We start from the raw sequence: 19880 nt of genomic DNA, 5'->3' as shown, positions 1-19880 counted from the left end.
ATCTCATGATAGACGAAATCGGCGTAGTAACCGGGTTTACACTGACGCCCGCCAATGTCAGTGAGCGTGAAGCAGCCTGGGATGTGATCGGCTCGATAAAAGGCTGTTTGCTGGGTGATAAAGGGTATTTAGGCGTTGAATTTAAACAGGAAATGAAGGTAGAGGGTATTGAAATGATTACCCCGGTGCGGGCCAATATGGATGATCCCCTCCCCAGAAAAATGAGAAGGGTCATTAACGCCAAACGCCGTTTAATTGAAACCGTGATTGGTCAACTCGCCGGACAATTTGCTATCGAGAAGTGCTGGGCACGGGATTTGTGGCATTTGAGTAATCGAATTGCCAGAAAACTGCTTTCTCACACGTTGGGTATTTTTGCCAATTTTCAACAAGGTAAAAGTCAACGGGACTGGCTTCAACAAGCCAATGTTATAGGATGTTAAAGTCGAGCATCGCGTTAAATTAAAAGGATGTACAGCCACCATCCAACAAAGCCTGTTCATTACAACGACGACCATTCGCCAATTGGCAAACAGGTACTTGATGCCCATTCAATTGCTTGGTTAGTGTCGGAATTCCCCCTGCATCAGAGCAGCTTTCACTGGCATCTTTACTCAGATAAATACCCAAATCTGAATATTGATAATGTTTGTAACGGCTTGATGAAGTTTCGGCTTGATGACCACTGCAACCCGCCAATAGCGTTGCCACCAGCAATAATTTGATAAGGGTAATTCCCCGCTTTAACAACATATTTTCTCCAGTTTAATTATCGGATTCATATATTTGGGCATAGATCAATGCCCTGCACTTTTAGAAAGCAAATTATAAGGTAGACCACATTTTCCCAAAACTGCCCAATTTACCATAAATTGAATAGATGACTGATTAACTCTGGTTTCAAACAAAAAGAAAAATCCGTATAATCCAGCCCCTGCAAAGGAACCGTATAGGAAATCTACAGCCGATATAATCGGCAATGTGAGAAGTCGCAATGAATCAAAAAGATACGAGAAAAGAAACACTTGAATTCAACAAACTCCAGAAACGCCTGAGGAGGAACGTTGGTAATGCCATCATTGATTACAATATGATTGAAGACAATGATGTTGTAATGGCATGTATCAGTGGTGGCAAGGATTCATTCGCGATGTTAGATATTCTGTTGAATCTACAAAAAGCGGCACCGATAAAATTCAAAGTCGTTGCAGTGAATCTTGACCAGAAACAACCTGGTTTTCCTGAGCATATTTTGCCCCAATATTTTGAAAGCCTGGATATTCCCTACTACATTGTCGATAAAGATACCTACTCAGTGGTTAGAGAAAAAATCCCTGAAGGCAAAACTACCTGTGGATTGTGTTCAAGACTACGTCGCGGCACGCTCTATTCTTTTGCAGAAAAAATCGGGGCAACAAAAATTGCACTTGGGCATCATCTTGATGACATCGTTGAAACGCTGTTCCTGAATATGTTCCACGGCGCGCGTATGAAAGCGATGCCGCCCAAATTACGCTCTGATGATGGCCGTAATGTCGTCATCAGGCCGCTGGCCTATTGTCGGGAAACAGACCTGATTCAATACGCGGAAAACAAAAAATTTCCAATCATTCCTTGCAATTTATGTGGTTCTCAGGAAAACCTACAGCGGCAGGCGATCAAAGCAATGTTGGTAGAATGGGATAAGAAAACACCAGGCCGGGTAGAGAATATTTTTAAATCTATCCAAAATGTGAGCCCAAGCCAATTGGCAGACAAAACTATTTTCGACTTTGTCAACTTGCCATTGCATCGTGAGGGGGAAAGGGAAGAGTATGCTTTTAACGAAGCCGTGGTATCGTCAACGAATATTGATGAATCAATGTTTATCAATGTGACAAACGTTTAAAAATAAGCGGTCTTTGTCACAGCTTGCTCAAACTCCGGTAAAAAAATAGCCGATACTAAAACAAGTATCGGCATAATGAGCAATTATTCTGTGTAAAACTCAATATGAGAAAAGCTACAATTATGGAGCACAACGTTCAACGTTGTATTCACCTGCGGAACTTATAATGCCCTAACTATAGGTATCGATTATTGATTTATCTCAATCCTATAGCCATTTACTTCGCCTTAACCACCATGCAAAAGCCACCATCAAGAATGACAATAAAAGAGTGAATAAACCGAATCCAAAGCGATACTCATTGCCTGGTATTCCCCCCAAGTTGACACCAAATAATCCCGTCAAAAAGGTGGTAGGCAAGAATACCATCGCCAATAGGGACATCATGTAAGTACGGCGGTTCATGGCATCTGCCATCATAGAAGTGATTTCATCGGCAAGAACAGCGGTTCGGGCAATACAACCATCAAGATCATCTATTCCCCTGCTCAATCGATCAGCAATTTCCTGCATTAAGCGGCGCTCTTCATCGTTCATCCAGGAGAGTTTCTCACTGGCCAAACGGATAAAAATATCCCGCTGTGGTGCCATATATCGGCGCAGAACGATTAACTGTTTACGCAGTAATACCAACTCTCCACGACCAGGAACTTTCTGTTCCAAAATATCATCTTCAAATTCAATCAGGTTGTCATGTAACTCTTCAATAAAGTCATTGGCTTCATCAGTAATGGCACCGGCTATTTCTACCAGCCAATTTCCGGTACTTTTTGCCCCAACACCGTTGTGCAGATCATCCAAGATTTGATCGATGGAATGAATTTTTCGATGGCGGCTGGAGATAATCACTTTGTCAGTAATATAGATGCGAAACGAAACCAGATGATCGGGGCGCGCATTATTATTGCGATTCACCGATCTCAAGGTAATCAAAGTGCCTTCACCTGTACGCAGTACCTTTGGACGAATATTATCACTCACTAACCCCTCCTTTACCGGAAATGGTAGCAAGGTTGTATTCATGATCCACTGATGACTGTCCGGATTTTTATAATCAAGATGTTGCCAAACTGGCTGCGCTGCTGTTACGGGTGAATCTTCCCCAAATGCCGTAATACCGCCCTTGCCATTTAATTGACAGGCGTAAATCGGATTTGAACCTTTAAATACCGAGCCATAGATCGTTTCCACATCTGCTCCTTGTTTGTACTTAAATTTCGTGCTGATTTTTCATGCTTAATTGTATATTTTGATGATATTTTTGCCTTGCTTGTCTAATAATCGTCCTAAAAATAAATTATAAGACATTGTTAATTAAAAGAAGGGAGCGTATTTCTGAACATTGCATCTATTTTTGTGGGCAAGATCGCACTATTCCTTTACACTGACGGCGTAGTTTACTTTATAGAGGGATTAAATCATGACACAAACAGTCAAATTTCAAGGTGGTGATATCACCGTTAACGGAGATTTTCCACAAGTAGGTCAGACAGCAAAAGAGTTCACGCTAGTCGCTAAAGATCTTGCTGATGTAACATTGAGCCACTACGCAAGTAAACGCAAAGTGCTTAATATTTTCCCAAGCATTGACACCGGTGTTTGTGCCACATCTGTCCGTAAATTCAACCAACTTGCCAGCGAATTAGACAATACTGTCGTATTGTGCATTTCAGCAGACTTGCCTTTTGCTCAGTCTCGTTTCTGTGGTTCTGAAGGTCTGTCTAATGTTGTCACTCTTTCTACACTACGTGGCGGGGAATTTCAGGAAGATTATGGTGTTGCAATAAGCAAAGGCCCATTAGGTGGACTGACTGCACGTGCCGTTGTTGTCCTGGATGAAAATAATCAGGTTATTTATAGCCAGTTGGTCGATGAAATCACCAATGAACCTGACTATGACAGTGCATTAGCCGCATTGAAATAATTGTTTTATTATTGCTTTGGTTTTTTAACACAGCAACGCATTTTCTAAGACTTAGTCTTTAAAGCGTATTTCCTGGCGATGATAAAATCACAATTAGTTATTTTATCGTCGCCAGCTTATTTTATATATTGAATATGGTTAAAAGCAGTAATATCTCAGTTATTATTCATCATCTTCATGTTCAGCTAAGTGTTTTTTACCACTCAGACCATATTCGCGTAATTTATTGGCTATTGCCGTGTGAGAAACCCCAAGCCGTTTTGCCAGCTTACGCGTACTGGGATAATGGCGATAAAGACGTGTCAGTACGGAGCGTTCAAAACGCTTGCTGATCTCATCCAAAGAGCCAACCAGAATATCTTCATTAAATGTCACCTCAGCTTCTAGTTCCGGTAGCCGGATATCCTGCGGGCTGAGTTTGTTACCCTCAAGCTGGGTCAATGCCTGGTATATTGCGTTGCGGAGCTGTCTGACATTACCTGGCCAATGATAACCACACAAAAATGGTTCTAATTCAGCAGAGAACTTAGGTTTATGCAAGCCCTGTTCTTGCGCAAAACGTGTTACAAAATAGTCCGTCAATGGCATGATATCCGCCTGACGTTCCCGCAAAGGAGGTAATGTAATGGTTAAGACATTCAGCCGATAATAGAGGTCTTCACGAAATTCCCCTTTTTGTACCAATTCAATTAAGTTTTTCTGAGTGGCACAAATGATTCGGACATTCACCTTCACTTCATTTTCTTCACCGACACGACGGAAAGTTCCATCATTCAAGAAACGAAGTAATTTAATCTGCATCTGCGGCGACATTTCGCCAATTTCATCTAATAAAACCGTCCCGCCATTAGCCTGTTCAAAGAAACCTTTTTTGCCTTCCAATGCATTGGGATAGGCTCCCGCCGCATAACCAAATAGCTCGCTTTCTACCACATCATCTGGCATGGAAGCACAATTTAACCCAAGAAAAGGCTGTTTTCCCCTTGCACTACGTAAATGACAGGCTTTAGCAAATTCATCTTTTCCCGTTCCTGTCTCACCGACAAGCAACAAGGGCATATCAAGAATTGCCATTTTGCGAGCCTGCTCAACGATATGAACCATTTTAGGACTGACAGCAATAATCTGTTCAAACGCGCCATCATTATTTGTAGTTGATTTTTTGCGTAGTGACTCAATATGCGCCGCTGGATGGTGTTCACCAGAACTCAACATAATTACAGCCCCTACGCATCTAATCGATTGATTTTCATCCGTTAATTGCATGGGAATAATATTCATTCCATAATCTTGCCCTTTAATGGATAGTTGTGCTGAATGTGGTTGATGATGCTCACTTTCAAGCCAGCGAAGGAAATTGTAATTGCTAATCAGATGACCAATATTTTTTTGGCTAATTTTTTCCTTACTGACACCAAACAATGCCAAAGCAGCGGAGTTAACCAGTTCAACATTGCCTTTCATGTCAATGGAAAAAATAGGGGCAGGAAACGATTCCAACAGCGCCCACATCGCCCGATGCTCTTTCTCTGATGGCATAAAGGCAATAGTTCTGACATCAATGACGCCATTGATACGACGAATTTCTGCCATCAATTCACGGAAGATATTGAAATCAATTTGAGTAAAATTAAGGTAAATACGACTTGCAGGAGAAATTTCAATTCCTTTCAGGTCAATATTTCGTAAAACCAGTAAATCAAGTAATTCGCGGGTTAACCCAATTCGATCCTGACAAGTCACTTCCAATCGCATTTTTCTGACCTTATTTACACGATGTTCTTAACTGCCTGAATGTTACCCGTTACTATCCAATAGATGAAGCCCTTGTCAGTAAAAGTTTACAAGAATAAGATGTCAAGCTGGTATGACAGACGCTATTAATTGGTTATTTTACTGTTTCTATATCTTTTCTGTACTTTGTTTTTCATTGGTAGCGTACTTTAAGCTGGGCAAGTAATTGGTGGCGAAAATCACTTAACTTCGGTTTATCTCCATCAATCCACGGCAAAGGCCGACATAATTCCATTGCCTTGATGCCCAAACGGGCTGTGAGTAATCCTGCGCCGATCCCTTGTGCAGCACGAGCAGAAAGACGAGCCGCAATGTCCTGTGACAACCAATCCATACCCACTTCCCTGACTAATTCAGATGCTCCTGCAAAAGCAATATTCAGTAATACCAACCGAAATAAGCGGATACGACTGAAATAACCTAACTCAATGCCATAAAGCGCTGCAATACGATTAATAAGCCGAATGTTTCTCCACGCAATAAAAGCCATATCCACAATAGCCAATGGACTGACCGCGATCATCAAAGCCGATTCCGCAGCCGAGCGACTGATCTCTTTCTTGGCTTGTGCATCCAGAACAGGCTGAACTAATTTACTGTATAACATGACAATTTCACGATCATTATGGGTTTCATGCACGGCAGCCTGCCAACGCTGTAATGCCGGATGTTGTTGCCCAATTCCAGCTTGTTTTGCTAATTTTTCACAAAATTGCTTTCCCTTGCCGATGCCGTGACTTTGCAATAGCGCTTTTGCAGTATCTCGCTCTTCTGTACGCTGCCGCAAATGGTAAAGGCGTCGCCATTCCTTGATCACACTACCTATACCCGCAAACACAATCATGCTACCTGCCGCTGCGATCCCCAGGGCAATCCAATCATGTTGCTGCCAGGCCTGGTATATCCACTGGACACATTGTGCGACAACACTCGTCCCCAACAACAATACAGCGCTGGAAAAAACTTTTCGCCAAAAACTGCGTTTCGGTTTCAGTGCTGCATTCACCGCACCTTCAAATTCACTTTCCTTCTCTTCTGCTTCCAACTCTGACATCAGCGGATAGAACTCTGCTTCCTGTCCAGAAAATTCTTTTTTTGATTTTAGTGGTGGTTCGGATGATGTTTGTACAAGATCATCAAAATCCATTCGCGGTTTCAAAGGTTCGGTCATGTTAATTTGTCTCCCAATAAAAATTCCATCACGCTATCCATGCGAATATGGGGTAACGGTGTGCTGACATCGACGGGTTTTGGCCGGAATGATTCGAAATGAAATCCTTGTTTTTGCCAGAATTCATTATTCGGCAAACGCGGTGGCACTTCTCCCGGAAAAAATGTCAATAACTTATCATCTGACAAGCGATTACCCTTGATGGCAGGGATTTTTTCACCTTTATGCATAACAACGCCGCTCTCTGTTGCCTGAACAGATGCAAGCCCGACACAATCCATGCTGATCCCTTCAAACGCTGCATTTTGCCACGCTTCCTGTACCAAGTGCTGTAAAAGTGAAACAAGATTGGCATGTTGATCTGGCGTAATGTGATCAGCTTTGCTGGCAGCAAACATCAACTTATCGATGCAAGGCGAGAATAAGCGACGAAATAGTGTCCGCTTACCATAATGAAAACTCTGCATCAGTTGCGTCAATGCAAGCCGCATATCATTGAACGCTTGCGGACCACTGTTCAATGATTGCAAGCAATCCACCAGAACAATTTGCCGATCAAAACGCAGAAAATGCTCTTTATAGAATGCCTTAACGATATGATCGCAGTAATAAGCAAAACGTTCACGCAACATGCCTATATTGGTCTGTTTATCCGCCTTTGCGAGTTGCGCTTCCCCGATGCTGTCAATATCTGGCCACGGGAAAAATTGCAGCGCGGGTGCTCCCGCCAGATCACCCGGTAAGATAAAACGGCCAGGTTGGATAAAATGCAAACCCTGCTGTTTACATTGATGCAGGTAATCCGTATAAGCCTGAGAGATTCTGGCAAGTAAATTTTCATCAACAGGTGCCAATGGATCACATTGCTGGCATAACGCTAACCATGACTTCGCCCAATTTGCTCTTTCCCCTTTCAGTAATCCGTGCATATGCCGTGACCACGCCAGATAACTTTGTTCCAGCATGGGTAAATCCAATAACCATTCGCCCGGATAATCGACAATTTCCAGATAAAGGGTAGACGTTTCCTTGAGGTAACGAAACAGGGAATCTTCAGAACGATAACGCAATGCTAAACGTATTTCACTCACACCACGCGTTGGCGTTGGCCAGTGAGGGGGAGTGTCATATAATTCGGTGACGTTCTCATCATAGGTAAACCGAGGCACCCCAAAATCTCGCTGGGGCACCCGTTTCACACCGAGTAAGCGTCCATCGCGCACAGCAGAAAACAGCGGCAATCTGGCTCCGCTGTGAACATGCAGAAGTTGGTTTACCAAAGAAGTAATAAAGGCGGTTTTTCCGCTGCGACTTAATCCGGTTACCGCCAGCCGCAAATGACGATCCATTCCACGATTAACGAGTGCTGTCAATTCGTTTTGCAACCGTTTCATGTTTCTCCTAAATGGGAATACCGTGATTCAGTCTCATCCGGCCTGTAGCATCCGCAAAATTTGATATTATTTTCGCTATTACAGACCAGATCCCATGCTATCCACTGCGCTCAGAGCTGGCGGAAACGGCTGCGCACATTGTAAGTATCAGAAGTTACATAGCGTTCCATTTGCCGCAAACGTGCTTCGCTTGTCTTCAATTGGTAATCTATTTCGTCCAACATCTTCTGTGCTGATGGCCTTCTATACTTTTCCTCTGCTGAATATCCCGCAGGTGCAGGTTCCATGACAAAAGTCAAGATAATATAAGCCAATACCGTGATGCCAAATAGACCAAAGAACAGCGATAATACTGCGATGGTACGAATAAGCGGAGCAGGTACGTCAAAATAGTCTGCCAGCCCGGCACAAACGCCTTTAACCATCCCCTGCTCTGGCAGGCGATAAAATTTTCGGGGGTATTGATTTGACATTATGACTGTCTCCAATTTGGATGTTCTGCGTCAAGGATATCTTCTAACGTTTTGATCCGTTCTTGCATACGCCTGGCGTTCTCCGTCAACTGTTCCAAACGCTGAATTTCACTGTTCCCTAACTGATCACGATTGCTGCTCCGGTTGCTGTAATGCAGCCACAACCAGATGGGTAAAACAAAAAGCACAAAAATAATCAGCGGGATCCCAAGAAATATATAGCCCATTATCTTTCCTTAGTTATGTATGACAGATGTCATCATTGAGAATCTTTGGTATTCATTTTAGCTTTCAAGGCTGCTAATTGTGCACTGATTTCATCATCTGCCTGCAATTCTGCAAATTGTTGATCGAGTGATTTCTGTTTGCCTAATCCAAAAGCTTCTGCTTCCGCTTCCATGTGGTCTATCCGGCGTTCAAACTGTTCGAAGCGCGCCATTGCCTCATCGATTTTACCGCTATCCAACTGACGGCGTACCTGGCGCGAAGATGCCGCAGCCTGATGACGCAGTGCCAACGATTGTTGTCTCGCACGTGCTTCTGTCAATTTATTTTCCAGCTCACTCACTTCGCCTTTAATGCGTTCCAGCGTCTCATCCAGAATGGATAATTCGTGTGTTAGCGTTTCAACTAAGCTACTGACTTTCTGTTTTTCAATCAACGCAGCACGCGCTAAATCTTCTTTATCCTTGCTCAGTGCTAATTCAGCTTTTTCTTGCCAGCCATCGATTTGGCTTTCACCCATGTTGATGCGGCGCAAAAGCTGTTTTTTCTCGGCCAGTGTACGGGCAGAGGTTGAGCGGATTTCCACCAGCGTGTCTTCCATTTCCTGAATCATCAAGCGGATCATTTTCTGTGGATCTTCTGCTTTATCTAACAGAGAAGAAATATTGGCATTCACGATATCAGCAAAACGAGAAAAAATACCCATAGTCATACACCTCTTTCATTAGAATATATATATGTTATGCCTGTGTACTGTTAAAACGGAAACAAGATACACGGTAAGGCACTTAACTAAATACAAGATATATGCCAACTTTCTTATTTTTCTTATCCAATTGAAATTATTAATATAATTTTTTATTTGCTTTTTTATTGCAATGAGCTAATTTAGTCAAATTAACCAATTTTTGGCGAAAAATACCATGTCCCAGTTTATTGACAACCTATTAGGTGAAGCAAACTGTTTTATTGAAATTTTGGAACAAGTCTCCGCATTAGCGAAATTGAATAAACCGGTTTTAGTTCTGGGAGAACGAGGAACCGGTAAGGAGTTAATTGCCCGACGTTTACACTATCTTTCTCCACGTTGGCAAGGCCCTTTCATTTCCCTGAACTGTGCAGCACTCAATGAAAATCTGCTTGACTCAGAATTATTTGGTCATGAAGCTGGGGCGTTCACGGGTGCCCGTTCAAAACACCAGGGGCGCTTTGAACGGGCTGATGGCGGAACCTTATTTCTTGACGAACTCGCCACTGCCCCTATGCAGGTACAGGAGAAATTACTGCGTGTTATTGAATATGGTCACCTGGAGCGTGTAGGCGGCACTCAGTCATTACAAGTTGATGTACGTTTGATCTGTGCCACCAACGAAGATTTACCTGTCATGGCTGCCTGCGGGAAATTCAGGGCTGATTTGCTCGACAGGCTCGCGTTTGACGTGGTTCATATCCCACCATTACGCCAGCGACAACAGGATATTATGTTACTGGCACAGAATTTTGCGATTCAGATGTGCCGTGAGTTGGCTCTGCCATTTTTCCCCGGATTTACTGACGAAGCCAAACAACAGTTGCTTTCCTATCACTGGCCCGGAAATGTTCGCGAACTCAAAAATGTTATCGAACGCTCTATTTACCGGCATAGTAATAGTAAAAATGGTAATAGCGAAAATGAATTAAATACGATCATCATCAACCCCTTTTCACTCTCACAGCAATCTGCTCCTTCATCCACAGAGAGCGAGATGAGCAATAACGTCCTTCCCAAATTACCTGTTGATTTAAGGCAGTGGCAAAACGACAGCGAAAAGAGTTTACTCATACAGGCTTTGACAGAAAGCCAATTTAATCAGAAAAAGGCCGCTGACAAACTTAATTTGACTTACCACCAGTTCCGCGGGTTAATCAAAAAATACCGTATTGATGTTAATGGCAAGATAGAGTAGACAGATAAAAAACGATAGATAAAAAAGTAGCCGGCACCCGAGCCGGCTAATAAAAATACTGGAAGCAATGTGAGCAATGTCGTGCCTTATCTGAGATACCTACTTGCTACTGCAAGGTGTCCCTCTGAGAGCACATGCGAATGATAATACTTATCAATTACACTTGTAAAGCATTTTATTGAGAATTTCTCTCGTTATCGTGATCTGTTCGTTGTTTTTGAGCAAAAAGCGTTAATTAAGTTACAATGGCTAAACTCTTTTTTATGACTGACATTTTATATGCGTTATTTGATTTACTGGATTATATTATTGATTTCCGCTCCGACTCTGGCAGCCAAAGATGCTACTCCAGAAACTGCTGCGGAATCCATTCCAGAGCCTACTAAAACGATTCCAGCATCGAAGCCAAACACCACCTCGGAAAGTCTGCCTCATATTTCGACTTCCATACGGCAGAACGGTTTTATTTATTGCGTTAATGGCAATTTGAATACATTTAATCCCCAAATGGCTATCAGCGGCTTGACTGTGGATACGCTGGCTGCACAGATTTACAATCGCCTGCTGGGTGTTGATCCTCTCACTTATCGTCTGGTTCCTGAACTGGCTACTGATTGGGAAGTGCGGGACAATGGGGCAACTTATCGCCTTTATTTGCGTCATAATGTTGCTTTCCAATCAACCGATTGGTTTACACCAACCCGCACAATGAACGCGGATGATGTCGTTTTCAGTTTCCGCCGTGTCTTCGATAATACACATGATTATCATGATGTTAATGGTGGTCGCTATCCCTATTTTGACAGCTTACAATTTGGTGATTCAGTCAAGAATATTCGGAAAATCAATCAATATACTGTCGAATTTCGCCTTAATGCCCCCGATGCTTCTTTTCTTTGGCATCTGGCAACCTACTATGCCCCTATACTGTCCCAGGAATATGCTGAAAAATTGCAGCAAATGAATCGGCAGGGACAAATAGACTGGAAACCTGTCGGAACCGGCCCCTTCATGCTGGAAGATTATCAGATGGACCAATTTATCCGCCTTGTTCGCCATGATAACTATTGGAAAGGTAAACCGCGCATGGAACAGATTGTTATAGACACTGGCGCGGGAAGTACAGGCAGGATCTCAAAATTGCTTACAGGTGAATGCGATGTATTGGCTTATCCCGATGCTAACCAGTGGAATATTCTGCATGATGATCCAAATCTGCGTCAGACATTACGTTCAGGTATGAATATTGCTTATCTTGCTTTTAATACCAGTAAACCACCATTGGATCAGTTAGCCGTTCGTCAAGCCATTGCTTACGCCATCAATAACCAACGCCTGATGAAATCCATTTACTATGGTACGGCAGAGACGGCAGCTTCTATTTTGCCTCGTGCATCATGGGCGTATGATAATCGGGCTGAAATCACTGAATACAACCCTGAAAAATCCCGCAAAATGTTAAATGAACTGGGAATAAGCGGATTGGAATTAACTTTATGGGTTCCAACGGCTTCACAATCCTATAACCCAAGCCCTCTGAAAATGGCGGAGCTGATTCAGGCAGATTTGGCACAGGTTGGTGTTAAGATGTCTATCCGCCCCGTCGAAGGCCGTTTTCAGGAAAACCAACTCATGGATAAAACCCACGATATGACGCTGGCAGGCTGGTCTACTGATAGCAACGATCCTGATAGTTTTTTCCGCCCATTGTTGAGTTGTGCCGCCATTGCATCCCAAACAAATCTGAGCCGTTGGTGTAACTCAGCTTTTGATGATGCTCTTCATGAAGCCTTATTAAATCAACAACTTGCTTCACGCATCAAAAATTATCATGTTGCCCAAGAAATCCTCGCGCAACAATTACCCGTATTGCCACTGGCTTATTCGATGCGTTTACAAATCTCTCGCTATAACATCCAAGGATTGGTACTCAGCCCGTTTGGCAATAGTTCCTTTGACAAAGTCTACCGCAAACAGGAAGCCACCGTTCCTGATAAAAATAAAAAGGGAAGCAAATGATTATTTATATTCTGCGTCGTTTGTTACTTCTGATTGTGACGTTGTTTTTTCTTTCATTAATCAGCTTCAGCCTGATGTATTTCACACCTCATGGTGCCTTAAGTGGCGCATCATTGTCAGACGCTTATCTCTACTATTTCCGTAGCTTGCTCCAATGGGATTTTGGTATTTCCAGAATTAATGGGGAACGAGTTATCGAACAACTGTATAATGTTCTCCCTGCCACGATGGAGCTGTGTGTCCTCTCTTTTTCCATGGCATTGTTAATCGGCATCCCTCTTGGGATTATTGCTGGTGTCTGGCGCAATAAAAAAGCCGATATCATTATCAGTACATTTGCCCTCTGTGGTTTTTCCATTCCGGTTTTCTGGCTGGCGTTATTGCTGACCTTGCTTTTTTCACTGTATTTGGGCTGGCTGCCTGTCTCAGGGCGGGTTGATTTACTCTATCGGATGGAGCCTGTCACGGGTTCTGCACTGATTGATGCCTGGTTGTCAAAGGCGCCTTATCGCAATGAAATGATCATGAGCGTTATTCTGCATATGGTTCTGCCCGTTATCACGCTGGCCGTTGCGCCGACTACTGAAGTTATCCGTTTGATGCGCAATAGTGCAGAGGAAGTTTCAGGTGAAAATTACATCAAATCGGCAGCAACGCGTGGTTTATCTCGGCTAACTATCATTCGTCGCCATTTATTGCATAATGCCTTGCCACCCATCATTCCTAAGTTAGGATTACAATTTTCAACCATGCTCACATTAGCGATGGTGACAGAGCAAGTCTTTAACTGGCCGGGTTTAGGGCGTTGGCTTATTAGCGCTATCCGCCAACAGGATTATTCCGCAATTTCGGCGGGCGTCATGGTGATAGGAACGCTGGTTATTTCCGTTAATATTCTGACAGATATTATTGGTGCGATGGCTAATCCCCTGAAACATAAGGAACGATATGCCGTTAGATAATTTTTACCGCGAAAAGAAAATGCCGTCACCATTGAGGGTTATCTGGCGATTTTTCTATGCTGATATATTAGCAATGACCGGTTTTTATGGCGTGTTAATTTTAATTGCACTGTGCCTGTTGGGAGCTCTTCTCGCCCCATATCGGCTTGATCAACAATTTATGGCGCAGCTTATGCCTCCTTCATGGTCGCATCACGGTAATGTCGCCTTTTTCCTTGGAACCGATGATCTTGGCCGTGATATTTTCAGCCGTCTATTGATTGGCACGTCTTCCACATTTGGCGGGGCATTGGTTGTCACTGCGGTCACGGCCATTGTAGGGTTAATCATCGGTAGCCTTGCCGGAATGACTCATGGCTTGAGATCGGCGGTTCTGAACCATATTCTTGATACCTTGCTCTCAATTCCTTCCTTGCTACTGGCTATCATTGTCGTTGCTTTTGTTGGCGCTAGCTTGCAGCACGCTATGATTGCCGTTTCGCTGGCACTGCTACCAAGAATAGTACGAACCGTTTATACTGCGGTGCATGATGAACTGGATAAAGAGTACATTATTGCAGCACGTCTGGATGGCGCTTCAAACTACCATATTTTACGTTATGCCGTTCTCCCCAATATCACTGCGGTGATAGTCAGTGAGTTAACCCGTGCTCTTTCCATCGCTATTCTTGATATTGCCGCGTTGGGATTTCTCAATCTTGGTGCACAGCTGCCCTCCCCCGAATGGGGAGCGATGCTGGGAGATTCATTAGAATTGATCTATGCGGCACCGTGGACTGTGATGTTACCCGGAGCAGCGATCATGCTCAGTGTCCTGTTGGTTAACTTACTGGGCGATGGCCTGCACCGCGCTATTAACGCAGGAGTCGAATGATGCCATTGCTTGATATTCGAAATCTTACGATTGAATTTATGACGGCAGAAGGTCCCGTCAAAGCCGTTGACCGAATGAGTATTTCACTAACAGAAGGTGAAATATTGGGTTTGGCTGGCGAATCAGGCTCAGGCAAAAGCCTGATTGCCAAAGCGATTTGTGGTGTCACAAAAGATAACCTCACAGTCACCGCGGATCGTTTCCGTTTTAACGATATTGATTTATTACGCCTAACGCCACGGCAGCGCCGTAAGGTGATTGGTCACAATATTTCAATGATTTTTCAGGAGCCACAGTCATGTCTCGATCCATCAGAAAATATTGGTAAACAGATTATTCAATCTATTCCTGGGTGGACATATAAAGGCCGCTGGTGGCAGAGATTTAATTGGCGAAAACGTCGTGCAATTGAGTTATTACACCGTGTTGGTATTAAAGATCACTATGACATCATGCACAGCTACCCTTACGAATTAACAGAAGGTGAGTGTCAAAAAGTGATGATTGCCATTGCGCTTGCCAATCAGCCTCGATTGCTGATTGCCGACGAACCGACCAATGCCATGGAACCTACCACACAGGCACAAATATTCCGTTTGCTGTCGAGCCTCAATCAAAACAACAACATGACTATCCTGCTAATCAGCCATGACCTGCAAATGATGAGTAAACTGGTCAAACGCATCAATGTACTGTATTGCGGTCAAACAGTGGAAAGCGCCACACCGGATGAATTGCTGGTGAAACCTTACCATCCCTATACGCAAGCGCTGATCCGTTCAATTCCTGATTTTGGCAGCCCGTTGCCACACAAAAGTCGATTAAATACGCTGTCTGGTGCTATTCCATCACTGGAACATCTGCCGGTAGGTTGCCGTTTGGGGCCACGTTGCCCTTATGCACAAAAAACCTGTATAGCAACGCCACGGTTACGGGTGGTTAAGAGTCATGCCTTCGCCTGCCATTTCCCTTTGAATATGGAGGAACCGTAAATGGTTGAGACATTGCTGGAAGTTAAAAATTTGACTAAAACATTTCGCCATCAAACTGGACTATTTCGCCATCATCAACTTGATGCCGTAAAACCCGTGAGCTTTACCCTGCAACCGAAAAAAACCCTCGCTATCCTTGGTGCAAATGGTTCCGGTAAATCAACACTAGCCAGAATGTTATCAGGAGTTATTGAACCGACTTCAGGTGAAATTCTGATTAACGGGCATAAGCTGTCTTACGGAGACTACAGCTATCGCAGCCAGCGCATTCGCATGATTTTTCAAGATCCCAGCACATCACTGAATCCCCGCCAACGTATTGGTCAGATTATGGATATGCCGTTAATTTTGAATACAGAGTTATCTCCCTCCGAACGGGAAAAACGGATCAACCAGACATTACGTCAAGTTGGTTTACTGCCAGATCATGCCAATTATTATCCACACATGCTGGCATCAGGACAGAAACAGCGGGTGGCTTTGGCTCGGGCTTTAATATTGCAACCACAAATCATTGTTGCCGATGAAGCCCTGGCATCCCTTGATATGTCGATGCGTTCCCAAATCATCAACTTGATGCTGGAATTACAGGAAAAACAGGGTATTTCATATATCTATGTCACTCAGCATCTCGGTATGATGAAACATATCAGTGATCAAGTACTGGTCATGCATCAAGGGGAGGTTGTCGAGCGTGGTAATACAGCGGAGGTTCTGGCTTCCCCGCTGCATGATATTACCCGCAAATTGATAGCCAGCCATTTTGGTGAAGCCCTGTCTGCTGAAGCATGGCGACAAGATATCACCTAATGTTTTTCTTGGATGTATTTTAATCACTGATCGGAACAGAATGGGAAACTCACCACATTTTCCTCCGGCATGGTAGAATCATCCCCGTTTATTCACCATAAATACCGTAGTTATGGTTAACTATTAATTATTTCTGTTTTGCCATGACTTTTGGTGTTTGATCACAAAGAACAATTTTGATCATAAAGAACAATAAGGATACTGCTATGGGTTTCATGACCGGCAAGCGCATTCTCATTACTGGCGTCGCCAGCAAACTGTCTATTGCTTATGGAATTGCCAAGGCAATGCACGATCAAGGAGCAGAGCTGGCTTTCACTTACCAAAATGACAAGCTGAAACCTCGTGTCGAAGAATTCGCCGCATCACTGAATTCAGATATCGTTCTGCCATGTGACGTGGCTGAAGATGAAAGTATTGACGCATTGTTCGTTGAATTAGGTAAAGTATGGCCTAAATTCGATGGTTTTGTTCACTCTATCGGTTACGCACCGGCTGACCAGCTTGATGGTGATTATGTTAATGCTGTTAACCGTGAAGGCTTCAAAATTGCGCACGACATCAGTGCATACAGCTTTGTCGCAATGGCAAAAGTCTGCCGTAATATGTTGAATCCGGGTTCTGCCCTGCTCACCTTGAGTTATTTGGGTGCAGAGCGTGCAATTCCTAACTATAACGTCATGGGTCTGGCGAAAGCATCTCTGGAAGCAAACGTGCGTTATATGGCAAATGCGATGGGCGCTGAAGGTGTTCGTGTTAATGGTATCTCTGCGGGCCCAATCCGTACTCTGGCTGCTTCTGGTATCAAAGACTTCCGTAAGATGCTGGCACACTGTGAAGCGGTTACACCTATTCGCCGCACTGTGACAACAGAAGATGTCGGTAATGCGGCTGCCTTCTTGTGCTCAGATCTGGCTGGTGGTATTAGCGGTGAGATCTTGCATGTTGATGGTGGTTTCAGCATCGCTGCCATGAATGAGTTAGAGTTAAAACCATAAGCTCGTCAGTATATTAAAAACAGTCCCGTCCATAACATTATGGGTGGGACTGTTTTTTGTTATTAGTCTATTCTGACAGCATGAAATTGATGGTCTGGAGCGACTATCTTATCTTGTGCGGCAACAATCTGTAATTCATATTCCTCACTCTGTTGGGTCGCCAACATGACTTAGTAGACCGCAGCCACAACATGTTCTAAAGCAGCTTGCAATGTTTCATTTGCCAAAGATGGGTTTTTCAATAGATTGGCGAGAAACAAACCACTCGTTAAATCTCCAACACCAACAGGTTGACGCGATCCTGTATCAATTAGTGGGCGGCTAACATGCCAACTATGTTCTTTCGTTACCAAAAGCATTTCAAAACAATCGGCCTGATAACCTGCACGGCTCAAATGTTTGACCAAGACAATCTTGGGACCTTTTTCACATAACTCACGCGCGGCGGATATAGCTTGTTCTACACTGCCAATTTTCCGCATAGTTAATGTTTCAAGTTCCAACAAATTAGGTGCAATAATATCACTGGCAGGTAGTGCATTATCGCACAAAAATTCAGCAACCCCTGGCGCAACTATACATCCTTTTTCTGGATGTCCCATTACAGGGTCACAGAAATACCAGGCATCAGGGTTAGCTTTTTTAACCTGCTTCACGATATCAAGGATATAATTTCCCTGCTCCGCAGAACCAATATAACCACTCAGGATTGCATTACAGGATGCGAGTTTATTAATGTCACCAATTCCCCGCACAATTTCAGTCAAATGTTCCGGCGGCATTACACAACCACGCCATTGAGGATATTGGGTATGGTTTGAAAATTGAACCGTATTTAATGCCCATACGTTCACCCCCATACGACGCATCGGAAAAACAGCCGCACTGTTTCCTGCATGACCAAAGACAACATGAGACTGAATTGAAAGAACATTATTCATGATAAGGCCTAGTTTATTATTTTTAATTTATGAATAGATAATATTTATCAAGACACCAGATACATTAAGGGCAACATTATCGTTGCCCTTAATGATATTAATTAATTACTTCCAATTGATAAGGCAATAATGTTTTTTACCACGGCGTAATAAGCTATAACGCCCAAATAAACAATCACTATCCGTAAATACATACATAGGTTCGGACTGTTTTTCACCGTTGATGGAAACCGCATTAGAGCTAATCATAGTACGCGCCTGCCCACGGGAAGGAACAAATTCAGCTGTGACCAATGCTTGTTGCAGATCAGTACCTTTTTCAAGTTCAATGGCTGGCATGCCATCTTGTGCCAGTTGAGCGAAATCTTCTTCGGTTAAATCAGCAATAGCGCCTGAGAATAAACTCTCAGTAATACGCTTCGCCGCCGCAAGACCTTTTTCGCCATGCACCAGACCCGTAACTTGTTCTGCTAATACATATTGAGCACGTGGAGCTTTACCACTGTTTTTATCTTCTTCTTCCAGTGCATTAATTTCTTCACTGCTCATGAAAGTAAAGAATTTCAGGAAACGGTAAACATCTGCATCTGCTGTGTTAATCCAGAACTGGTAAAATTTGTATGGGCTGGTTCTCTTCGGATCCAACCAAACTGCACCACCTTCTGTTTTACCAAATTTAGTTCCGTCTGATTTGGTGATCAGCGGTACGGTCATGCCAAACACTTGTTTCTGGTTCAAGCGACGAGTCAAATCGATACCTGAAGTAATATTACCCCATTGGTCTGAACCACCAATTTGTAATTCAACACCATATTTTCTATTCAAATTTGCAAAGTCATAAGACTGCAATAGGTTATAAGAAAACTCAGTGTACGAAATACCAACATCATCACGGTTAAGGCGTTGTTTTACTGCTTCTTTGTTGATCATCTGATTGACGGAGAAGTGCTTACCGATATCACGCAGGAAAGTCAACACATCCATTTGACCAAACCAATCGTAGTTATTGGCTAATTCTGCACCATTTGCACCCTCAAAACTAAGGAACGGGGAAACCTGGTTACGAATTTTTTCAACCCATTCTCCGACCGTTTCTTCTGTGTTCAATTTGCGTTCCGTTGCTTTAAAGCTTGGATCACCAATCAAACCTGTCGCCCCACCAACCAACGCAATAGGTTTGTGACCAGCAAGTTGGAATCGTTTTAAACACAGCAAGGGAACCAGATGGCCCAAATGCAAGCTGTCAGCGGTAGGATCGAAGCCACAATAGAGAGAAACCGGACCTTGCGCCAGTCTCTCAGCTAACGCCTCTTCATCCGTTACCTGGGCAACAAGGCCCCGCTCTTGCAGTTGTTTAATCAGGTTATTGCTAGACATTAATGACTCCATCGGTTTGTATACTTTGCTTATATCTCTATACTCTTCTCCACGTTGCCGCCTTGTTAACTACGCGACAACGTGAAGCCTGT

At 43.5% G+C, this 19880-nt stretch carries 18 protein-coding genes and 2 pseudogenes; 10 read left to right on the top strand and 10 right to left on the bottom strand.

Annotated features, from left to right (window positions below):
* A partial coding sequence (locus Xedl_RS01560) for a transposase (protein WP_143187361.1) occupies positions 1–443 on the top strand: 443 nt, incomplete at its 5' end.
* A 19-nt stretch (positions 444–462) separates the two neighbouring features.
* Here Xedl_RS01560 and Xedl_RS01555 read toward each other — a convergent pair.
* Entirely contained in the window at positions 463–753 is a 291-nt protein-coding gene (locus tag Xedl_RS01555; RefSeq protein ID WP_074022305.1) for a putative hemolysin, read from the bottom strand.
* 241 nt (positions 754–994) lie between these two features.
* Here Xedl_RS01555 and ttcA point away from each other — a divergent pair, with 241 nt between their 5' ends.
* Positions 995–1888, top strand: a complete 894-nt coding sequence (gene ttcA / locus Xedl_RS01550) for a tRNA 2-thiocytidine(32) synthetase TtcA (RefSeq protein ID WP_074022304.1) — start codon at positions 995–997, stop codon at positions 1886–1888.
* 207 nt (positions 1889–2095) lie between these two features.
* On the opposite strand, the gene zntB is transcribed toward ttcA, so the two are convergent.
* Positions 2096–3079 carry a zinc transporter ZntB gene (zntB, locus tag Xedl_RS01545; RefSeq protein ID WP_074022303.1) on the bottom strand — a complete coding sequence of 328 codons (984 nt, stop codon included), beginning with the start codon at positions 3077–3079 and terminating at the stop codon, positions 2096–2098.
* A 229-nt stretch (positions 3080–3308) separates the two neighbouring features.
* Between zntB and tpx the strand changes: the two genes are divergently transcribed.
* Positions 3309–3812 (top strand): thiol peroxidase, encoded by a 504-nt coding sequence (gene tpx / locus Xedl_RS01540; protein WP_074022302.1) that lies wholly within the window; start codon positions 3309–3311, stop codon positions 3810–3812.
* 162 nt (positions 3813–3974) lie between these two features.
* Here tpx and tyrR read toward each other — a convergent pair whose 3' ends face one another.
* The 6 genes and pseudogenes from tyrR to pspA form a co-directional block, all read right to left on the bottom strand.
* The gene (tyrR, locus tag Xedl_RS01535; protein ID WP_074022301.1) at positions 3975–5567 is read right to left on the bottom strand and encodes a transcriptional regulator TyrR; all 1593 of its coding nucleotides are present in this window, start codon (positions 5565–5567) and stop codon (positions 3975–3977) included.
* Between the two features lie 125 nt (positions 5568–5692).
* A pseudogene (locus Xedl_RS01530) lies at positions 5693–6777 on the bottom strand (YcjF family protein).
* On the bottom strand, positions 6774–8171 hold the full coding sequence (locus Xedl_RS01525; protein ID WP_074022299.1) for a YcjX family GTP-binding protein: 1398 nt from the start codon (positions 8169–8171) through the stop codon (positions 6774–6776). The pseudogene Xedl_RS01530 and the gene Xedl_RS01525 overlap by 4 nt, the downstream one beginning before the upstream one ends.
* A 110-nt stretch (positions 8172–8281) precedes the next feature.
* Positions 8282–8644 (bottom strand): envelope stress response membrane protein PspC, encoded by a 363-nt coding sequence (gene pspC, locus Xedl_RS01520; protein ID WP_074022298.1) that lies wholly within the window; start codon positions 8642–8644, stop codon positions 8282–8284.
* Positions 8644–8871, bottom strand: coding sequence for an envelope stress response membrane protein PspB (pspB, locus tag Xedl_RS01515; RefSeq protein ID WP_074022297.1), 228 nt, complete (start codon positions 8869–8871; stop codon positions 8644–8646). The genes pspC and pspB overlap by 1 nt, the downstream gene beginning before the upstream one ends.
* Positions 8872–8903: 32 nt before the next feature.
* Positions 8904–9575 carry a phage shock protein PspA gene (gene pspA, locus Xedl_RS01510; protein WP_074022296.1) on the bottom strand — a complete coding sequence of 224 codons (672 nt, stop codon included), beginning with the start codon at positions 9573–9575 and terminating at the stop codon, positions 8904–8906.
* Positions 9576–9792: 217 nt separating this feature from the next.
* Here pspA and pspF point away from each other — a divergent pair, with 217 nt between their 5' ends.
* The 7 genes from pspF to fabI all read left to right on the top strand — a co-directional run bounded on the left by pspF (position 9793) and on the right by fabI (position 17470).
* Positions 9793–10815 carry a phage shock protein operon transcriptional activator gene (pspF, locus tag Xedl_RS01505; RefSeq protein WP_074022295.1) on the top strand — a complete coding sequence of 341 codons (1023 nt, stop codon included), beginning with the start codon at positions 9793–9795 and terminating at the stop codon, positions 10813–10815.
* Between the two features lie 279 nt (positions 10816–11094).
* A complete protein-coding gene (gene sapA / locus Xedl_RS01500) occupies positions 11095–12834 on the top strand; it encodes an ABC transporter substrate-binding protein SapA (protein WP_074022294.1) in 1740 nt (579 codons plus the stop codon).
* Positions 12831–13796, top strand: a complete 966-nt coding sequence (sapB, locus tag Xedl_RS01495) for a putrescine export ABC transporter permease SapB (protein ID WP_074022293.1) — start codon at positions 12831–12833, stop codon at positions 13794–13796. The genes sapA and sapB overlap by 4 nt, the downstream gene beginning before the upstream one ends.
* On the top strand, positions 13783–14670 hold the full coding sequence (gene sapC, locus Xedl_RS01490; RefSeq protein WP_074022292.1) for a putrescine export ABC transporter permease SapC: 888 nt from the start codon (positions 13783–13785) through the stop codon (positions 14668–14670). Before sapB ends, sapC begins: the two co-directional genes overlap by 14 nt.
* Positions 14670–15662 carry a putrescine export ABC transporter ATP-binding protein SapD gene (gene sapD, locus Xedl_RS01485; protein WP_074022291.1) on the top strand — a complete coding sequence of 331 codons (993 nt, stop codon included), beginning with the start codon at positions 14670–14672 and terminating at the stop codon, positions 15660–15662. Before sapC ends, sapD begins: the two co-directional genes overlap by 1 nt.
* Positions 15663–16472, top strand: coding sequence for a putrescine export ABC transporter ATP-binding protein SapF (gene sapF, locus Xedl_RS01480; RefSeq protein WP_074022290.1), 810 nt, complete (start codon positions 15663–15665; stop codon positions 16470–16472).
* A gap of 206 nt (positions 16473–16678) precedes the next feature.
* The gene (fabI, locus tag Xedl_RS01475; RefSeq protein WP_074022289.1) at positions 16679–17470 is read left to right on the top strand and encodes an enoyl-ACP reductase FabI; all 792 of its coding nucleotides are present in this window, start codon (positions 16679–16681) and stop codon (positions 17468–17470) included.
* A 62-nt stretch (positions 17471–17532) separates the two neighbouring features.
* Here fabI and pdxY read toward each other — a convergent pair.
* Positions 17533–18411 (bottom strand): annotated as a pseudogene (pdxY, locus tag Xedl_RS01470) (pyridoxal kinase PdxY).
* A gap of 105 nt (positions 18412–18516) precedes the next feature.
* Positions 18517–19788 carry a tyrosine--tRNA ligase gene (gene tyrS, locus Xedl_RS01465; RefSeq protein WP_074022288.1) on the bottom strand — a complete coding sequence of 424 codons (1272 nt, stop codon included), beginning with the start codon at positions 19786–19788 and terminating at the stop codon, positions 18517–18519.
* Between the last annotated feature and the right edge of the window lie 92 nt (positions 19789–19880).

The sequence above is a fragment of the Xenorhabdus eapokensis genome (genome assembly GCF_001908105.1).
This window is presented reverse-complemented; position numbering and strand designations above follow the sequence as displayed.

Bases quoted from the DNA above. Each gene is read 5' to 3' on its own strand.
- Xedl_RS01555 (WP_074022305.1), bottom strand. From the start codon at position 753: ATGTTGTTAAAGCGGGGAATTACCCTTATCAAATTATTGCTGGTGGCA.
- ttcA (WP_074022304.1), top strand. From the start codon at position 995: ATGAATCAAAAAGATACGAGAAAAGAAACACTTGAATTCAACAAACTC.
- tpx (WP_074022302.1), top strand. From the start codon at position 3,309: ATGACACAAACAGTCAAATTTCAAGGTGGTGATATCACCGTTAACGGA.
- tyrR (WP_074022301.1), bottom strand. From the start codon at position 5,567: ATGCGATTGGAAGTGACTTGTCAGGATCGAATTGGGTTAACCCGCGAA.
- Xedl_RS01525 (WP_074022299.1), bottom strand. From the start codon at position 8,171: ATGAAACGGTTGCAAAACGAATTGACAGCACTCGTTAATCGTGGAATG.
- pspC (WP_074022298.1), bottom strand. From the start codon at position 8,644: ATGTCAAATCAATACCCCCGAAAATTTTATCGCCTGCCAGAGCAGGGG.
- pspB (WP_074022297.1), bottom strand. From the start codon at position 8,871: ATGGGCTATATATTTCTTGGGATCCCGCTGATTATTTTTGTGCTTTTT.
- pspA (WP_074022296.1), bottom strand. From the start codon at position 9,575: ATGGGTATTTTTTCTCGTTTTGCTGATATCGTGAATGCCAATATTTCT.
- pspF (WP_074022295.1), top strand. From the start codon at position 9,793: ATGTCCCAGTTTATTGACAACCTATTAGGTGAAGCAAACTGTTTTATT.
- sapA (WP_074022294.1), top strand. From the start codon at position 11,095: ATGCGTTATTTGATTTACTGGATTATATTATTGATTTCCGCTCCGACT.
- sapB (WP_074022293.1), top strand. From the start codon at position 12,831: ATGATTATTTATATTCTGCGTCGTTTGTTACTTCTGATTGTGACGTTG.
- sapC (WP_074022292.1), top strand. From the start codon at position 13,783: ATGCCGTTAGATAATTTTTACCGCGAAAAGAAAATGCCGTCACCATTG.
- sapD (WP_074022291.1), top strand. From the start codon at position 14,670: ATGCCATTGCTTGATATTCGAAATCTTACGATTGAATTTATGACGGCA.
- sapF (WP_074022290.1), top strand. From the start codon at position 15,663: ATGGTTGAGACATTGCTGGAAGTTAAAAATTTGACTAAAACATTTCGC.
- fabI (WP_074022289.1), top strand. From the start codon at position 16,679: ATGGGTTTCATGACCGGCAAGCGCATTCTCATTACTGGCGTCGCCAGC.
- tyrS (WP_074022288.1), bottom strand. From the start codon at position 19,788: ATGTCTAGCAATAACCTGATTAAACAACTGCAAGAGCGGGGCCTTGTT.